12 protein-coding genes are annotated in these 15,192 nt (G+C 65.6%); 7 read left to right on the top strand and 5 right to left on the bottom strand.

Annotated features, from left to right (window positions below; all coding sequences use genetic code 11):
- The first annotated feature begins 115 nt into the window (after positions 1–115).
- The 3 genes from clpB to ACODSM_RS08630 all read left to right on the top strand — a co-directional run bounded on the left by clpB (position 116) and on the right by ACODSM_RS08630 (position 4,736).
- Complete coding sequence (clpB, locus tag ACODSM_RS08620) at positions 116–2,722, top strand: ATP-dependent chaperone ClpB (protein WP_488804981.1); 2,607 nt, start codon at positions 116–118, stop codon at positions 2,720–2,722.
- A gap of 74 nt (positions 2,723–2,796) precedes the next feature.
- On the top strand, positions 2,797–3,150 hold the full coding sequence (locus ACODSM_RS08625) for a hypothetical protein (RefSeq protein ID WP_015015102.1): 354 nt from the start codon (positions 2,797–2,799) through the stop codon (positions 3,148–3,150).
- A 146-nt stretch (positions 3,151–3,296) separates the two neighbouring features.
- Positions 3,297–4,736 carry a coniferyl aldehyde dehydrogenase gene (locus tag ACODSM_RS08630; protein WP_488804982.1) on the top strand — a complete coding sequence of 480 codons (1,440 nt, stop codon included), beginning with the start codon at positions 3,297–3,299 and terminating at the stop codon, positions 4,734–4,736.
- On the opposite strand, the gene ACODSM_RS08635 is transcribed toward ACODSM_RS08630, so the two are convergent.
- A complete protein-coding gene (locus ACODSM_RS08635; protein ID WP_488804983.1) occupies positions 4,708–6,606 on the bottom strand; it encodes an ATP-binding response regulator in 1,899 nt (632 codons plus the stop codon). The genes ACODSM_RS08630 and ACODSM_RS08635 overlap by 29 nt on opposite strands.
- Entirely contained in the window at positions 6,593–7,228 is a 636-nt protein-coding gene (locus tag ACODSM_RS08640) for a response regulator (RefSeq protein ID WP_060986041.1), read from the bottom strand. The genes ACODSM_RS08635 and ACODSM_RS08640 overlap by 14 nt, the downstream gene beginning before the upstream one ends.
- Positions 7,229–7,391: 163 nt before the next feature.
- Between ACODSM_RS08640 and ACODSM_RS08645 the strand changes: the two genes are divergently transcribed.
- The 3 genes from ACODSM_RS08645 (at position 7,392) to ACODSM_RS08655 (ending at position 9,919) form a co-directional block, all read left to right on the top strand.
- Complete coding sequence (locus tag ACODSM_RS08645; protein ID WP_488804984.1) at positions 7,392–7,985, top strand: hypothetical protein; 594 nt, start codon at positions 7,392–7,394, stop codon at positions 7,983–7,985.
- A 167-nt stretch (positions 7,986–8,152) separates the two neighbouring features.
- Positions 8,153–8,677 (top strand): GNAT family N-acetyltransferase, encoded by a 525-nt coding sequence (locus ACODSM_RS08650; RefSeq protein ID WP_015015097.1) that lies wholly within the window; start codon positions 8,153–8,155, stop codon positions 8,675–8,677.
- A gap of 75 nt (positions 8,678–8,752) precedes the next feature.
- The gene (locus ACODSM_RS08655; protein ID WP_488804985.1) at positions 8,753–9,919 is read left to right on the top strand and encodes a methyltransferase; all 1,167 of its coding nucleotides are present in this window, start codon (positions 8,753–8,755) and stop codon (positions 9,917–9,919) included.
- 16 nt (positions 9,920–9,935) lie between these two features.
- Here the strand turns inward: ACODSM_RS08655 and ACODSM_RS08660 are convergent, their stop codons facing one another.
- Positions 9,936–10,481: a hypothetical protein gene (locus tag ACODSM_RS08660; RefSeq protein ID WP_488804986.1), complete on the bottom strand. Its 546-nt coding sequence runs from the start codon at positions 10,479–10,481 to the stop codon at positions 9,936–9,938.
- A 260-nt stretch (positions 10,482–10,741) separates the two neighbouring features.
- On the opposite strand from ACODSM_RS08660, the gene ACODSM_RS08665 reads away from it, so the two are divergent.
- Positions 10,742–11,719, top strand: coding sequence for a tRNA dihydrouridine synthase (locus ACODSM_RS08665; RefSeq protein WP_488804987.1), 978 nt, complete (start codon positions 10,742–10,744; stop codon positions 11,717–11,719).
- Between the two features lie 5 nt (positions 11,720–11,724).
- Here the strand turns inward: ACODSM_RS08665 and ACODSM_RS08670 are convergent, their stop codons facing one another.
- Both ACODSM_RS08670 and ACODSM_RS08675 read right to left on the bottom strand, forming a co-directional pair.
- Positions 11,725–13,629, bottom strand: coding sequence for a phospholipase D family protein (locus tag ACODSM_RS08670; protein ID WP_488804988.1), 1,905 nt, complete (start codon positions 13,627–13,629; stop codon positions 11,725–11,727).
- Positions 13,630–13,788: 159 nt separating this feature from the next.
- Positions 13,789–14,991: an ammonium transporter gene (locus ACODSM_RS08675; protein WP_291446835.1), complete on the bottom strand. Its 1,203-nt coding sequence runs from the start codon at positions 14,989–14,991 to the stop codon at positions 13,789–13,791.
- Between the last annotated feature and the right edge of the window lie 201 nt (positions 14,992–15,192).

The following is a 15,192-nucleotide window of genomic DNA, read 5'->3' on the forward strand; positions in this document are numbered from 1 at the left end:
TAATCTTGGTGCATCTGAGGTTCTTTGTTGACGCGTGTCAATTTGTCTGCTTTGCATTGCCTTGAAATCAGACATCCCCTGCCTCAAATTCAGTGCAATTAGGAGGACTTAGACAATGCGTCTCGACAAATTCACCACCAAGTTTCAAGAAGCCCTGAGCGACGCCCAAAGCATCGCGCTGGGTAATGACCACGCCTACATCGAGCCCGTGCATGTGCTGCAGGCCATGCTGCAACAGGATGACGGCCCCAAGGCGTTGCTGCAGCGTGCAGGCGTCAATGTGCCTGGGCTGCTGGCAGCGGCTGAGGCCGCCGTCAAGCGGCTGCCGCAGGTGCAAGGCAACGATCAAGTACAGGGCGGCCCCGAGTTGGGCCGTGTGCTGCAAGCCACAGAGAAAGAAGCCATCAAGCGCGGTGACCAGTTCATTGCCAGTGAGCTGTTCCTGCTGGCGGTGATCGACAGCAAGGGCGATGCCGCCAAGATTGCCAAGGACAACGGCCTCACGCGCAAGAGCCTGGAGGCTGCGATTGAAGCCGTGCGCGGCGGCCAGAAGATGGACAGCGCCGAGGCTGAGGGGCAGCGCGGCGCCTTGGCCAAGTACTGTCTGGATCTGACCGAACGCGCTCGCCTGGGCAAACTCGACCCGGTGATTGGCCGTGACGACGAGATCCGTCGTGCCATTCAGGTGCTGCAGCGGCGTACCAAGAACAACCCCGTGCTGATCGGTGAGCCCGGTGTGGGCAAGACCGCCATCGTTGAGGGCTTGGCCCAGCGCATCGTGGCGGGCGAGGTGCCCGAGAGCCTGAAGAACAAGCGCGTGCTCAGCCTCGACATGGCTGCGCTCCTCGCCGGTGCCAAGTACCGCGGCGAGTTTGAGGAGCGCCTGAAAAGTGTCCTCAACGAGCTGGCCAAAGATGAAGGCCAGACCATCGTCTTTATTGACGAGTTGCACACCATGGTGGGGGCCGGTAAGGGCGAGGGCGCGATGGATGCGGGCAACATGCTCAAGCCCGCGCTGGCGCGCGGCGAATTGCACTGCGTGGGTGCTACCACCCTCGACGAATACCGCAAGTACATCGAAAAGGATGCGGCGCTGGAGCGTCGCTTCCAGAAAATCCTCGTGGGCGAGCCTACCGTCGAGGCGACCATTGCCATCCTGCGCGGCCTGCAGGAGAAGTACGAGGTTCACCATGGCGTGGACATCACCGACCCGGCAATCGTCGCAGCGGCCGAGCTGAGCAATCGCTACATCACGGATCGCTTCTTGCCGGACAAGGCGATCGATCTGATCGACGAGGCTGCGTCCAAGATCAAGATCGAGATGGACTCCAAGCCTGAGGTGATGGACAAGCTCGACCGCCGCCTGATCCAGTTGCAGATCGAACGCGAAGCCGTGCGCAAGGAAAAGGATGAGTCCTCGCAAAAGCGCTTTGCGCTGATCGAGGAAGAGATCGGCAAGCTGCAAAAAGAGATCGCCGACTACGACGAGATCTGGCAATCCGAAAAAGCCCAGGCACAGGGCAGCGCTCATGTGCGCGAGGCCATCGACAAGCTCAAGTTCCAGATCGAAGAGTTCACCCGCAAGGGCGACTTCAACAAGGTGGCAGAGCTGCAATACGGCAAGCTGCCCGAGCTGGAAAAGCAGCTCAAGGAAGCCCAGGCGCAAGAAGCTGGCAAGGACGGTGCGCCCGCTACGCGCCGACTACTGCGCACACAGGTGGGCGCCGAGGAAATCGCTGAAGTGGTAAGCCGTGCCACGGGCATCCCGGTCGCCAAGATGATGCAGGGCGAGAAAGACAAGCTCTTGCAGATGGAAGCCAAGCTGCACGAACGTGTAGTGGGGCAAAACGAGGCGATTGCTGCGGTGGCCAACGCCATCCGTCGTTCGCGCTCGGGCCTGAGCGATCCCAACCGTCCCACGGGCTCCTTCCTGTTCCTGGGCCCCACGGGCGTGGGCAAAACCGAGCTGTGCAAGGCATTGGCCGGCTTCTTGTTCGACAGCGAGGAGCACCTGATCCGCATCGACATGAGCGAGTTCATGGAGAAGCATTCGGTGGCCCGCCTGATCGGCGCACCACCCGGTTATGTGGGCTATGAGGAGGGCGGCTACCTGACCGAAGCCGTGCGCCGCAAGCCTTACAGCGTGCTACTGCTCGACGAGGTGGAAAAGGCCCATCCCGATGTGTTCAACGTGCTGCTGCAGGTGCTGGACGATGGTCGCCTGACCGATGGCCAGGGCCGCACCGTGGACTTCAAGAACACGGTGATCGTGATGACCAGCAACATCGGCTCGCACCTGATCCAGGCGATGGTGGGACAGGACTCGGACGACATCAAGGAAGCGGTGTGGGGCGAACTCAAGAACCACTTCCGGCCCGAGTTTTTGAACCGCATTGATGAGACGGTGGTATTCCACGCGCTGGATGCACAGCACATTGCCTCGATCGCCAAGATCCAGCTGCAGCTGCTGCAATCCCGGTTGGCCAAGATGGATTTGGAATTGCAGGTGTCCGACGCTGCCTTGGCAGAATTGGCAAAGGTGGGGTTTGACCCGGTGTTCGGTGCGCGGCCGCTCAAGCGGGCAATTCAGCAGCGCATCGAGAACCCGCTGTCCAAGCTGTTGCTGGAAGGGCGATTCGCGCCCAAGAGTGTGATTCCGGTCACCGTGAACCCTGTGCTGGAGCCTGGTGTGTTCCAGTTCGGAGTGGCTCTGCAGGAGTGATGTGGGCCCGGGATGCGATTGCGGTGTGATTCGGCACCGCAATCGCATCCCAAGTTGTGAAGGAGAGGTGTCGTTTGAATGATTTTGTTGCGGGTGTCGTCAGCCTGCTGCTGCGTGTGATCGTGATTGCCATGGGGCTGGTCTTGTTTGCCAGCCTTCTGGTCGCGGCCATGTTGCTGGCGCTGGTGTGGGTGCTGCGTGCAGGTTGGGCCCGCCTGACCGGTCGGCCGGTGACGCCGTGGGTGATGGGTGTGGACCCGCGCACAGGCTTCAGCAAAGTCTTTCGGTCCACGGAGCGGTGGTCCGCGGGCCGCCGTGGCAGCAGGGCGCCGGAAGCTACCGGTGAGGACGCTGCAGCGTCGCGCCGGGGTGGCATCCTGCCGGGGGCGGCGCAGGTCACGGACGTGGAAGCGCGCGAAGTGCGTTGATAGGGTGGTGGCGGCCGCTGGACTATGGCGGCAACCAGCGCTCTCTCATGAAAGTCCTGTGCAATGGGCGCAAGCCAACGGATATCAACCCCAACGCGCATGCCTTTTTGTGACGCGCCCACCGGGGTGTCTCCTATCATCCGACCATGACACCCACCGATATCCGCGCCCATTTCGATCTTCAGTTCCAGGCCAGCCGCGCGCATGTGGATGTGCCGCTGCTCGTGCGCCGGGAGCGATTGCTGCGCCTTCGCAAATTGCTCGATGAGAATGGGCCTGTGCTGGCGGCGGCCGTGCAGGCCGACTTTGGCATGCGGTCCCCCCGCCTCACGGAGGTGGCCGACTTCTTTGTGTTGCGTACCCTGCTGTCGCACACGCTGCGCCACTTGGCCAAGTGGGTCAAGCCTCGCCAGGTACACACGCCGATATACCTGCAGCCGGCCCACGCCTTCATCCAGCGCCAGCCCATGGGGGTGGTGGGTGTGATTGCGCCGTGGAACTACCCGGTGCAACTGGCCTTGGCGCCCGCCATCACGGCACTGGCGGCGGGCAACCGCGTGATGCTCAAGCCCAGTGAGCTGACGCCCCATACCTCGGCCCAACTGGCACTGCTGGTGGCGCAGTTCTTCGCTCCCGACGAATTCTGTGTGGTGCAGGGCGATGCCAACCTGTCTGCCTTGTTCGCCTCGTTGCCTTTTGATCATCTGGTGTTCACGGGCTCCACGGCGGTGGGCCGCAAGGTAGCGCAGGCGGCGGCGCAGAACCTGACGCCCACCACGCTGGAACTGGGGGGCAAGTCGCCCTGCATCATCGACGGCCATTGCGACATGCAGGACGCAGCACTCAAGATTGCGCACGGCAAGCTGCTCAACGCAGGGCAGACCTGCATCGCTCCCGACTACGTGCTGTTGCCGCGCGGTCGTGAGGGCGAATTTGCACAGGCTTACCGGGCTGCGGTGGTGCGCTTGTTTCCCACCATCGAGGGCAACGCCGACTACGCCTCCATCATCACGCCACGCCACCATGCCCGCCTGCGTACGATGCTGCAGCAGGCGCAAACGCAAGGGGCAGAGGTGCACACCATCGACCCGACCGATGGCAAGCAGGTGGCTCCTACGGTAGGTACGCTGGGTGACGGTGCCAGCCGCCAGATGCTGCCCACGCTGGTGTTTGGTGCCACGTCGCAGATGCAGCTCATGCAGGAAGAGATATTCGGCCCCATCCTGCCGGTGATCTCGTACGAGCGGCTGGATGACGCTATCGCTCACATCAACGCTGGGCCCCGCCCGCTGGCGCTGTACTGGTTTGGCCAGAGTGAGGCCGTGCGCGACGATGTGCTGCGCCGTACCGTCAGCGGCGGGGTGACGGTGAACGACACGCTGATGCACATTGCGCACGACAACCTGCCGTTTGGTGGCGTGGGCGACAGTGGCTGGGGTGCCTACCACGGCGAGCAGGGATTCCTGCGCTTTTGCCACCAGAAGTCGGTGCTGGTGCAGTCGCGCTGGGCCATGGGCTCGCTGTTCTATCCGCCCTATGGCGCCAAGTTCGACCAGGTCATGGGGCTGCTGCGCCGCTGGTTGTAGCGCTTTGTGTGAGTTGCCCGGGTGCTGTCTGACCGTCTTCCAGTTCGTCGTCCACCATGGCCGCAGGTGGGGGCGGCTGGGTGATCAGCTGCACCATCGCATCGCGCAGCTGGCCTGTGGAGACCGGCTTGTGCAGCAGCAACGCGGAGGTGGACTGCGCGTCCCGCAGGCGCTGGGGCGAGGTGTCGCCCGTCATGATGATCGCGGGCACGTTGGTTCCCAGGTAGGCACGCAGTGCCTGCAGCACCTGTTTGCCGGTTTCTTCATGGCGCAGGCGGAAGTCGGTGATGATGATGTCGGGCGTCACGTCCTCCAGGACTTCGAGGGCATCCGCGCTGGACTCTGCGGTCATGCACTGACAGCCCCAGCTTTGCAGCAATGACTGCATGCCCAGGCGCACAGCCTCGTCATCGTCGATGGCCAGCACCTTCAGGCCCATCAGGCTGCGGCCGTCCTGGGGTGTGGTGGCATCGTCTTCCAGCGCACCCTGCCAGCGGTCCAGCCACAGCCGGAAGACCGATCCTTTGCCAGGCTGTGAGCGCAACTCCACAGACGTGCGCATTTCACGCGCCAGGCGCTGCACGATGGCAAGTCCCAGGCCCAGCCCCTTGCGGCGGTCGCGCTCAGGGTTGCCGAGCTGGTGGAACTCCTTGAAGATGTTGTCCCACTGGTGCTCGGGGATGCCGGCTCCGGTGTCCCACACCTCCAGCGCCAGCCGTTTGCCGCGCGTGCGGCAGGCAATCAGCACACCGCCGTGGGCGGTATAGCGCAGGGCGTTGGAGATGAAGTTGTGCATCACCAGTCCCACCAGAGAGCGGTCGGCAAACGCAGCGGCTGAGGTCTCGCGGGTGCGATACACCAGCCCGGCTGTGTCGGCCTGCACGCCAAACTCCTGCTCCAGCGCGGTGAGCAGGGGCTGCACCGCAAAGGCGGCTGGCCGTACCTTGACCACGCCCGCTTCCAGCCGGGAGTAGTCGAGCAGGGTGGTGAGCATCTCGGCCGCAGCGCCTGATGCCGCATGGGCGTGCTTGAGCACGGTGCGCTGGTGGTCGTTGAGCGGGCTGCGGTGCAGCGATTCCAGAAACAGGCCCATGGCATGCAACGGCTGGCGCAGGTCATGGCTGGCCGCTGCGAGAAAGCGGGATTTGTCGCGGTCGGCCTGCTCGGCGGCCTCTTGCGCCGCCAGGGCCCGCTGCGACTCGGCCCGCAGCTGGCTGACCAGGCGCTCGTTTTCCAGCTTGAGCGCAATGCTGCGCCGCGTGGCCCGGTCGGCCGTGCGTGCCTGCAGGCAGGTCAGTGCGTAGTACACGCCGGTCAGGAACAGCGCAGGCCACATCACGGGCCCCCCGGCCAGTGCCACCGACATCATCACACCGCCGATGGCGCTGGTGAGGTAGGTGACGTAGGCGCGGTACAGCGGTGCGCCCAGCCCTAGCGCCCCTGAAGAGACCGTGCTGATGATGCCGATGGCGTAGATGACGCTGTCGGAGTTGCCCCAGTACAGCACCACATAGCCCAGGCTGCCCCAGCTCAGGCCCATGGCCGCCATGCAGGCGATGAGCTTGCGCGCAGCCTGCGGCGCCGGGTCTACAAAGGGTGCAATGCTGCGCAGCGTGAGGTACACCCCAGCCACCACCAGCGTGTGCGAGACCAGCCACACCGTGATGGCCTGTGTGTCTGCCACCCGGGCCATGACCCAGAGCGTGCCCAGGGCCGTGGCCAGCGACGCCAGAAGCGTCATCGGAAAGTTCTGCCGCAGCAGGGCCACCTGTTCGCGCAGCACCTCGTCGCGCTCCCACACCGGCCAGCCCCAGCGTGTGGGCGGAATCACCGGTTCGAGGGGGAGCGGACTGGTCTCAGAGGGGGTCATGGAGCTGCGGGGTGGACAGGCCCAGGCGCTGGGCTGCCAGCAGCGCAGCGCTGCGGCTGTTGACGCCCAGCTGCGCAAAGATGGCCGCCACATGCACACGCACCGTGTTCTCGCTCAGCCCCAGGTCGCGGGCGATCACTTTGTTGGGCCGGCCGGTGCACAGCAGCGACAGCACATCCAGCTGCCGCGCCGTGAGCGACGGCGTGTCGGGTCCGCGCACCGTGGCGCTGTTGCCGCTGTTGATCGGAAAACACGGCTGGCCAGACAGCGCACAGCTGATGGCCTCCAGGATGTCCTCGGCGCTTGCAGACTTGGGCAGAAAGCCATCTGCACCACGCGCACGCGCTTCGTGAATCGCATCGGGCGCCACGCTGGCGGACACCAGCACGATGCGCGCCTTGGGGCAGGCCTGCCGCAGCAGCCGCAGCCCGTCCAGTCCGCTCATGCCTGGCAACTGGATGTCCAGCAGCACCAGATCCGTGTCGGCCTGCTGCAGTGCGCAGGCATCGGCGATCGAGCCGGCCTCGGCAATGCTGCCCACGCTGGGATGGTCTTGCACGATCAGGCGCAGCCCCGTGCGGAACAAGGTGTGGTCATCCACGAGCAAAAGACGGGCTGTCATACAGGCAAGTATTGCGCACAACCGGGTGTTGCGGGCTAGTCCATTTGTGCGATGGACGCCTCTATGTGCACTTTCTAGACTTTCCGTCAAGCATTGAAAAGCACTTTGGGTGCGCACCAATGCGCAAACCTTCGTAACCACATTCCGTTTTCAAAGGGTTCCCATGACGATCAATGCACACACCCATGGCGCCGGCACCTCCGAAGCAGGCCTGCACCGCAGCGAACGACGACCGGCCGCCGACGCTGGCACAGGCCTGGGAGGCAACAGCGTGGCGCACATCGTGCAGGAGCATTGCCCCGATATGCTGGCCGCCGCTGGCGTGGTGATCGAGCACCTTGACGCCCAGGCAGGCACGTGGCAATTCTCGGCCGATGCGGGGCAGACCTGGCGCGCCATCCGCACTGACCTCATCAACCGTCCCGGCAATCTGGGCCTGGCGCTGGACCGCGATGCCCGCCTGCGGGTGCTGCCCTTCGGCGGGCACCGTGTGACGGGTGCCCGGGTGGCGTTCCACACGGTGCAGCGCAGCCACGGCCAGGGCAACGGCAGCTACCGTGCCTATGCCAGCGAGGACCGCGACGGTGGCTCGCGCACCGTCACCCTGGTGCTTAGCCTGGCGGCCATCAATGGGGCCCCGCCCGCCGTGCATGTGCCGCGCCCACGCAACAAACGCGCGACGGTGCAACGCGCCGCTGCGGCTGCGGCCACTGCAGCCGCAGGCAGCGCCCTGTCGTGCGCCATGGCCATGGCCTGAGGGCGTTGCCTGCGCTCTCGTCGGGAGGGGCTGAAGGGGGCGAAAAGCGGGGTGTGAAAGCATGGCCCTCAGGGCCGTACTAACCGCCTGTCAGGGTGGAAAAACCGTTTGCGGCGACAATGCCGGTCCTTTTGTTTTTTCATTCCCCGTTTTCGTTCGGTTTTTTCATGTCAAGTATCCAGGTTCGTCCCGCTACGCTTCGCGATGCCAAAGCCATTGCCCAGATCCACACTGTCTCTGCCCAAGAGGCTTACAAAGGACTGGTGCCAGACGAGCAGTTGAAATCCATGTCTTCGGTCGAAAAGCGCCAGGCCTACTGGCGCGAGGCCATTGAATATTGCGAGCCCCAGGTCCAGGTGGCGGTCGACGGCGAGAAGATCGTCGGCTTTGTGGGCTACGACCGCTCGCGCGATGAAAAGTCCCGCCCCACCACCGGTGAGATCTGGGCCATCTACGCCGCCCCCACCCATTGGAACCAGGGCGTAGGCCTGGCCCTGTGGGACGCCGCCCGCGACGGTCTGCAAGAAGAAGGCTGCACCAACGTCACCGCCTGGGTGCCGTTGCGCAACGAGCGCGCACTGCGCTTTCACGAGCTGGCCGGCTTCAAGCGCGAGCTGTCCACAGCCAAGACGGCCGTGATCGGTGGCGTGAAGATTGAAGAAGTCCGCCTGAAGCGCCCGATCAACGCATAAGGTGCCACGACACCCCGCCGCGTCGCCGCGCCCCTTTCCAACCCTTCGGACTGTGCGCGGCACTGTCAGACGCTGATGTCCACCACTCCTTCCACCATCCACTGGACCCACCAGGGCCAGCCCCGGCAAGCCCTGTGGCGCTCCGAGAGTGGCGCTGCGGCGCCGCGCAGGGTGGAGACGGCCGACGACACGTTGGCCGCCGACACCGCCTACCGCATGGCCTGCGAGGGCACGGGGTTGTTGTGGCAGGGCGATTTTCAGAACGCGCGGCACCTGCTGCAGGCGCTGATGCGCCGGGCTGACAAGAAGCCGCGCAAGGCGGCGGCAAAAGCGTCCCAGAAGCTCGCGGCGGCGACCCCAGCCGAGGCGTTTCACCTGCACCGCCAGGCGCAGGCGCAGCGCGCGCGGGTGCTGGCGTCGGTGCTGATCCCGCTTGAAGGCGACTACAGCATTGCGCTGCGCCGCGCCCCGGACTGGCGCCAGGCCTGTACCGAGGCCTGGGGGCCAGCGACCGGCGAGCGCTCGGTAGCCACGCTGCGTGAGCTGCTGGGACTGGTGGGCGCGCACGAGTGGCGCAAGAAAGGGGTCGAAATCCCTGCGCTGGGTGCCCCGCCGCTCAACCGCATTCACCCGCACTATGGGGTGTTCTCTCCGGTGCGGGGCGAATATGTGGGCTTGGTGGCCGCAGCCCCGCTGCCCAGCAAGGCGCTGGCGTTCGACATTGGCGTGGGCACAGGGGTGTTGTCTGCCGTGCTGGCATGCCGGGGGGTGCAACGGGTGGTCGCGACTGACCAGGACCCACGTGCTTTGGCCTGTGCGCGCGAAAATCTGCAACGACTGCAGCTGCTGGACCGTGTGGAGCTTGTGCAAGCGGACCTGTTTCCGCCGGGCCGTGCGCCGCTGGTGGTGTGCAACCCCCCGTGGGTGCCAGCGCGCGCCAACTCCCCCATCGAACACGCCGTGTACGACGAAGGCAGCCGCATGCTCAAGGGCTTTCTGGCAGGTTTGTCGGCCCACCTGGAGCCCGGCGGCGAGGGCTGGCTGATCCTATCGGACCTGGCAGAGCACCTGGGCCTACGCCCGCGCGAGCAACTGCTGGCGTGGATTGCCGAGGCGGGCCTGGTGGTGCGTGGCCGCCAAGACGTCAAGCCGGTGCATGCCAAGGCCGCCGACGCGCAGGATGCGCTGCACGCTGCGCGTGCGGCCGAGGTCACGTCCCTGTGGCGGTTGGCTGCGGCCTGAATCCGCACTGAGCGGCTCAATCCAGCAGCGCAGGCTGCGTAGCGGCAAAGTTTTCAGCCACCGGGCTGGCGGGCAGCAACTGGTCCAGCCGCTCGCGCAGGCTGGCGGCGCGCTCGGCACCTGCTGCAAGCGCGACTTCCTCAAACATGGCCTCGCCCACATCCAGCATGCTGGTGCGGTCCTTGGCGGCGCGCAGCGCCTCCCGAAAGTGCTGCGCCAGCACCGGGTCGCGGCGCGCAAACAGGCGCTCGCAGGTGTCAAACAGGTACATGCGGGCCCCGGCCAGTGATCGCAATGATTCGCCGGGTGCGGGGCGCTCAATGGACGGTGTGGGCGTGGGTGTGGTGGGCTCTGGTGTGGGCGGCAGGTCTGCCGGCCCGGTCAGGTAGCCCTGGCGCATCAGGTTCTCGACGATCTGCGCGCCGATGCCGTTGTACATGGCTTGCAGGTCTGACAGCGGCTTGCCGTCGGCCAGCAACAGCAAAGAGCGTTCGCGCAGGCTGAGGGTGCGCACACCGGGCGAGAGTTCCAGGCGGGCTTTCTCGGTTTTTTGCAGCAGCATGGGTGGCTCCGTGGCAGTCTGAGGCGGGCATTGCACCAGCCGGGCGTGACGCCGTGATGACCCCTTGGGTGTCCTGCATCACAATCACGGGCTGACCGGCGCTGCGTTGGGCGCCACGTGTCCGTACATTTGCTCCTTATTTGATAGCTCCCAGCGCATATTGCACTAGCGCTTGAAGCTGGTTTTGTTTGACTTTTGCTGCTGAGTGCCTGTGGAGGCCCTCTTTCCGAGAGGGCCCATCGAGCCAGCAGCCCCCTGAGATGACCTTGCTGCTCGCCCCGATGGAGGGGCTTCTGGATTTTGTGCTGCGTGATGTGCTGACCCGTGTGGGGGGCGTGGACCGCTGCGTGTCCGAGTTCATCCGCATCACCGGCACCCTGCTGCCCGACAAGGTGTTCCTGCGCTACGTGCCTGAGCTGCGCAATGGCAGCCGCACCCTGGCCGGTGTGCCCGTGCGGGCGCAGTTGCTGGGCTCCGACCCGGTCAGCATGGCCGAGAACGCTGCGCGCCTGGCAGCACTGGGCCCTGAGGGTATCGACCTGAACTTTGGCTGCCCCGCCAAGGTCGTCAACCGCCATGGTGGTGGCGCTGCGCTGTTGCAGGATCCCGAGCGCATCGCGGCTGTGGTGGGGGCTGTGCGCCGCGCTGTGCCCGCGCACCTGCCGGTGTCGGCCAAGATGCGCCTGGGCTTTAACGATACGGGGCTGATGCGCGAATGCGCCCAGGCCATGCAGGCGGGCGGCGCGGCCGAACTGGTGGTACACGCGCGCACCAAGGCCGATGGCTACCGTCCACCGGCGTACTGGGAGCACATTCCCACCATCCGTGCGGCGGTCTCCGTTCCGGTGGTGGCCAACGGCGAGATCTGGACGGTGGCCGACGCGCAGCGCTGCCGCGCGGTGTCGGGCTGCGACACGCTGATGCTGGGGCGGGGCATTGTGGCGGACCCCGGCCTGGCACGCGCCATTCGGGCTGCTGATGCGGGGCGTCCGGACTCGGACACCGTGGTGTGGGCCGATCTGGTGCCACACCTGGCCGCCTTTTGGCAGCTGGTGTGTGACGACCTGGAGCCGCGCCAGCGCGCAGGGCGTCTCAAGCAATGGCTCAACCTGCTGCGCCGCCGGTTTGCCGAGGCAGAGGTGGCCTACCAGCATGTGCGCACCATGACGGACCAGCGGGCCATCACCGTGTGGGTGGCAGAGCTGCAGGCCCGGGCTGGCTGCGCCCAAGGGGCTTAAACCGGCTACAGCAGGTGGTCCGGGGCCAGCGGTCCCAGCAGCTGCAGCATCAGCCGCAGGGGGGCGCTGGCGTCGGGCTCGGTGGTGGCGTCGGGCAGCCCGCTGCCCTCAGGAGCACGCCAGCGCAGGCCCTGGTCGGTGGCTTGCACCTGCCAGGCGGACTCTTTCAGTGCCGCGTCAATCTGCGTGGTGGCCCGGCGAGACAGCTCCGTGCTGCGAATCAGCAGCGCCACCTCGGTGTTCTGCCGCTGTGAGCGCATGTCCAGATTCATTGACCCCACGACCAGCAAGCGGCCGTCCACGATCAGCAGCTTGGAGTGCAGCATGGCGCGCGAGCCGCCTTGCGAACCCACGACGCCCGCGCTGTGGTTGCCCATGCTGCCCGACACGCCCAGCGCCCCCCGCAGCACGCCGGGCAACTCGCTGTGCATCTCGTACAGCTCCACCCCCATGGCCAGCAGCTGCGGCCGGTGACGGGCGTAACCGGCGTGCGCAATGGGCGCGTCGTTGGAGGCCAGCGAGTTGGTCAGCACCCGCACCCGCACGCCGCGTGCGCGCGCTGCGGCAAAGGCGGCCTCCATGTCCGGCCCGGGCACAAAGTAGGGCGAGATGATGAGCAGGTCGCGCCGCGCCTGGCCCATGAGCTGCAGAAGGCCATCCACCACCGTATCGGTCTGTGCTTCGTTGACCTCGGTGCCGGTGCGGGGCAGGGGGCTTGGTGGACTGTCTGCTGTCGCTACTTTGCGGGAGCCCGACACCAGCGCGGCGGCAGCGGCCTTGGGACTGCTGGGGCTGCTCAGGTTGCCGGGTACCCCTGCCGGGGTGCTCGCGGCAGGACTGGGTGGCGCTGGGGACACTGCAGGGGCGGCCCCATTGGGCACGCTGCCCACCGCTGCGCTGTCGGCCGGAATCTTGGCGGGCTGGTCTACCAGGACCGCTGCTGCTGCCCAGACAAAGGGCGTGCGCTCCAGGTCCATGGGCTCGTAGTTCCAGATGCGCGCCCGCTGCGCAGCGGTGGTGCCGGGCCCCATGTCGGGCGGTGAGCGGTCGGGCGCCGTGGTGCCACCCTGGCCTGCGACACGGCGCCTCCGCCCTTCGTCGGCCACTCGGATGCTGTCGCGCAAGTGGTCGAGTTCGCTCTGGGTGATAAGCGACTGCACCGGGTAGGCGCGTTCGTTGTTCCAGTAGCTGTCAAAGCTGCGTGATAGGTCCTGCACGATGGGGCCTGCGGCCAGCACGTCCAGGTCCACAAAGTTGCCCGAATCGGCGTTACCGAAGTAGGCATCGCCCAGGTTGCGTCCCCCGGTGACGGCCATGGCGTTGTCGGCAATGAACAGCTTGTTGTGCATGCGCTGCTGCACGCGCGAGAAGTCGCCCAGCAGGCTCAGCATGCGGCCGATGGGCGACCCCCGGGCACCGGTCACGGGGTTGAACATCCGCATCTCAATGTTGGGCACAAACGCCAGCCGCATCACCTGCGCGTCGCGCCCGGTGCTGTGAAAGTCGTCCAGCAACACGCGCACCCGCACACCACGCTGTGCCGCGGCCATCACGCTGAGCAGCAGGCGCTCGCTGCTGGCGTCTGCATGGATGGCGTAGTACTGAAGGTCCAGGGTTTTCTGGGCGGCGTCGACCAGGGCCAGGCGGCTGCTGTAGGCGGCCTGTGGGCCGCTGAGCAGTGCAAACCCTGAGGCATGCCGTGCCCCCTCGGCGGCCCTGCGTGCTGCGACGAGCTGCCCCAGCGGGGTATCGCCGGGGGCAGCCAGAGCAACCGACACCGGGCGGTCCACCTCCTTGGGCAGGCCCGCGCAGCCCGCGAGGGCCATGGCGACCAGCAGCACGACCCAGCGCGGCCAGCCGGGGCGGGTTGACTGGGGCGGGGTGAGGGACAAGGGGGGCGAAGACAGCATGGCGCGATTGTGACCGTGGAGCCGCTGGGGCGCAGGGCTCAGGTATAGCTGCGCGCCGGTCCATCCGCTGTCAGACAGCGCGCCAAGGCGAAGGCTTGGGCCCGCATCTGGCCCTGCACCGGGTCCCTCGCCGGTCCGAGGCCGTCGCCAGGTGTTGGGTTACCAGCTCACTTCGCGGTCGGGTGTGGCGCTGATCTTGTGGATGCTCAGGTCGGCGCCGTCGAACTCTTCTTCCTGCGTCAGCCGGATGCCCACCGTCTGCTTGAGGATGCCGTATACCACCACGCCGCCGATCAGGGCCCACACCACGCCCAGGCCCGTGCCGATGAGCTGGGCCGACAGGCTCACCCCGCCCAGACCGCCCAATGCCTTGCTGCCAAAGAGGCCCGCAGCCAGCCCGCCCCAGGTGCCGCACAAGCCGTGCAGCGGCCACACGCCCAGCACGTCGTCGATCTTCCATTTGTTCTGGGTCAGGGTGAACATCAGCACAAAGATGGCCCCGGCCACTGCGCCCACCACCAGCGCACCCAGCGGGTGCATGAGGTCCGATCCCGCACACACGGCCACCAGACCTGCGAGCGGGCCGTTGTGCACAAAGCCGGGGTCGTTCTTGCCCAGCACCAGGGCGGCGAGCGTACCGCCCACCATCGCCATCAGCGAGTTCACGGCGACCAGTCCCGAGAGCTTGTCCACGGACTGCGCGCTCATTACATTGAAGCCGAACCAGCCCACCACCAAGATCCAGGCGCCCAGCGCCAGGAAGGGAATGTTCGATGGCGGGTGGGCCGAGATCGCGCCGTCCTTGCGGTAGCGGTTGGCGCGGGAGCCCAGCAGGATCACCGCTGGCAGGGCAATCCAGCCGCCCATGGCGTGCACCACCACCGAGCCCGCAAAGTCGTGAAACTCCTCCCCCGTCACGGCCTTGATCCAGCCCTGCACACCAAAATGCTGGTTCCAGGCGATGCCCTCAAAAAACGGGTACACAAAACCGACAATGACTGCCGTTGCCATCAGTTGCGGCCAGAACTTGGCGCGCTCTGCAATGCCGCCCGACACGATGGCCGGAATGGCGGCTGCGAACGTGAGCAGGAAGAAGAACTTGACCAGCGCATACCCGCTGAGCTGCACCAGCGACTCTGCGCCAACAAAAAAATGCGTGCCGTAGGCCACGGTGTAACCGACGACGAAATAGACGACCGTGGACACCGAAAAGTCCACCAGGATCTTGACCAGCGCATTCACCTGGTTCTTTTTGCGAACCGTGCCCAGCTCCAGAAACGCAAACCCGGCGTGCATGGCCAACACCATGATCGCCCCGAGCAAGATGAACAAGGCATCTGTGCCCTGTTTGAGTGCTTCCATAACGTCCTCGCGATAGTGATTGATCGACTCTGGTGCGTTTTCGTGAGACGCCACAGATTTGCACCAAGTTGAAGCAAGAAGCGCGCCAAGAGTTGGTGCAAGGTTTTGCACTGATTTGGGGCTTGATGGTGTGATGGAAGAATGGAGGCTCAAAATACTGTATAAATAAACAGTTTTTTAGCGCCGACTCCACCCCCGCTC

Source organism: Acidovorax sp. FG42, assembly GCF_057809195.1.

Coding starts and splice junctions, on each gene's coding strand:
- ACODSM_RS08645 (WP_488804984.1), top strand. CDS start 7,392: ATGACGATCAATGCACACACCCATGGCGCCGGCACCTCCGAAGCAGGC.
- ACODSM_RS08665 (WP_488804987.1), top strand. CDS start 10,742: ATGACCTTGCTGCTCGCCCCGATGGAGGGGCTTCTGGATTTTGTGCTG.
- ACODSM_RS08635 (WP_488804983.1), bottom strand. CDS start 6,606: ATGACCCCCTCTGAGACCAGTCCGCTCCCCCTCGAACCGGTGATTCCG.
- ACODSM_RS08660 (WP_488804986.1), bottom strand. CDS start 10,481: ATGCTGCTGCAAAAAACCGAGAAAGCCCGCCTGGAACTCTCGCCCGGT.
- ACODSM_RS08630 (WP_488804982.1), top strand. CDS start 3,297: ATGACACCCACCGATATCCGCGCCCATTTCGATCTTCAGTTCCAGGCC.
- ACODSM_RS08670 (WP_488804988.1), bottom strand. CDS start 13,629: ATGCTGTCTTCGCCCCCCTTGTCCCTCACCCCGCCCCAGTCAACCCGC.
- ACODSM_RS08650 (WP_015015097.1), top strand. CDS start 8,153: ATGTCAAGTATCCAGGTTCGTCCCGCTACGCTTCGCGATGCCAAAGCC.
- clpB (WP_488804981.1), top strand. CDS start 116: ATGCGTCTCGACAAATTCACCACCAAGTTTCAAGAAGCCCTGAGCGAC.
- ACODSM_RS08655 (WP_488804985.1), top strand. CDS start 8,753: ATGTCCACCACTCCTTCCACCATCCACTGGACCCACCAGGGCCAGCCC.
- ACODSM_RS08675 (WP_291446835.1), bottom strand. CDS start 14,991: ATGGAAGCACTCAAACAGGGCACAGATGCCTTGTTCATCTTGCTCGGG.
- ACODSM_RS08640 (WP_060986041.1), bottom strand. CDS start 7,228: ATGACAGCCCGTCTTTTGCTCGTGGATGACCACACCTTGTTCCGCACG.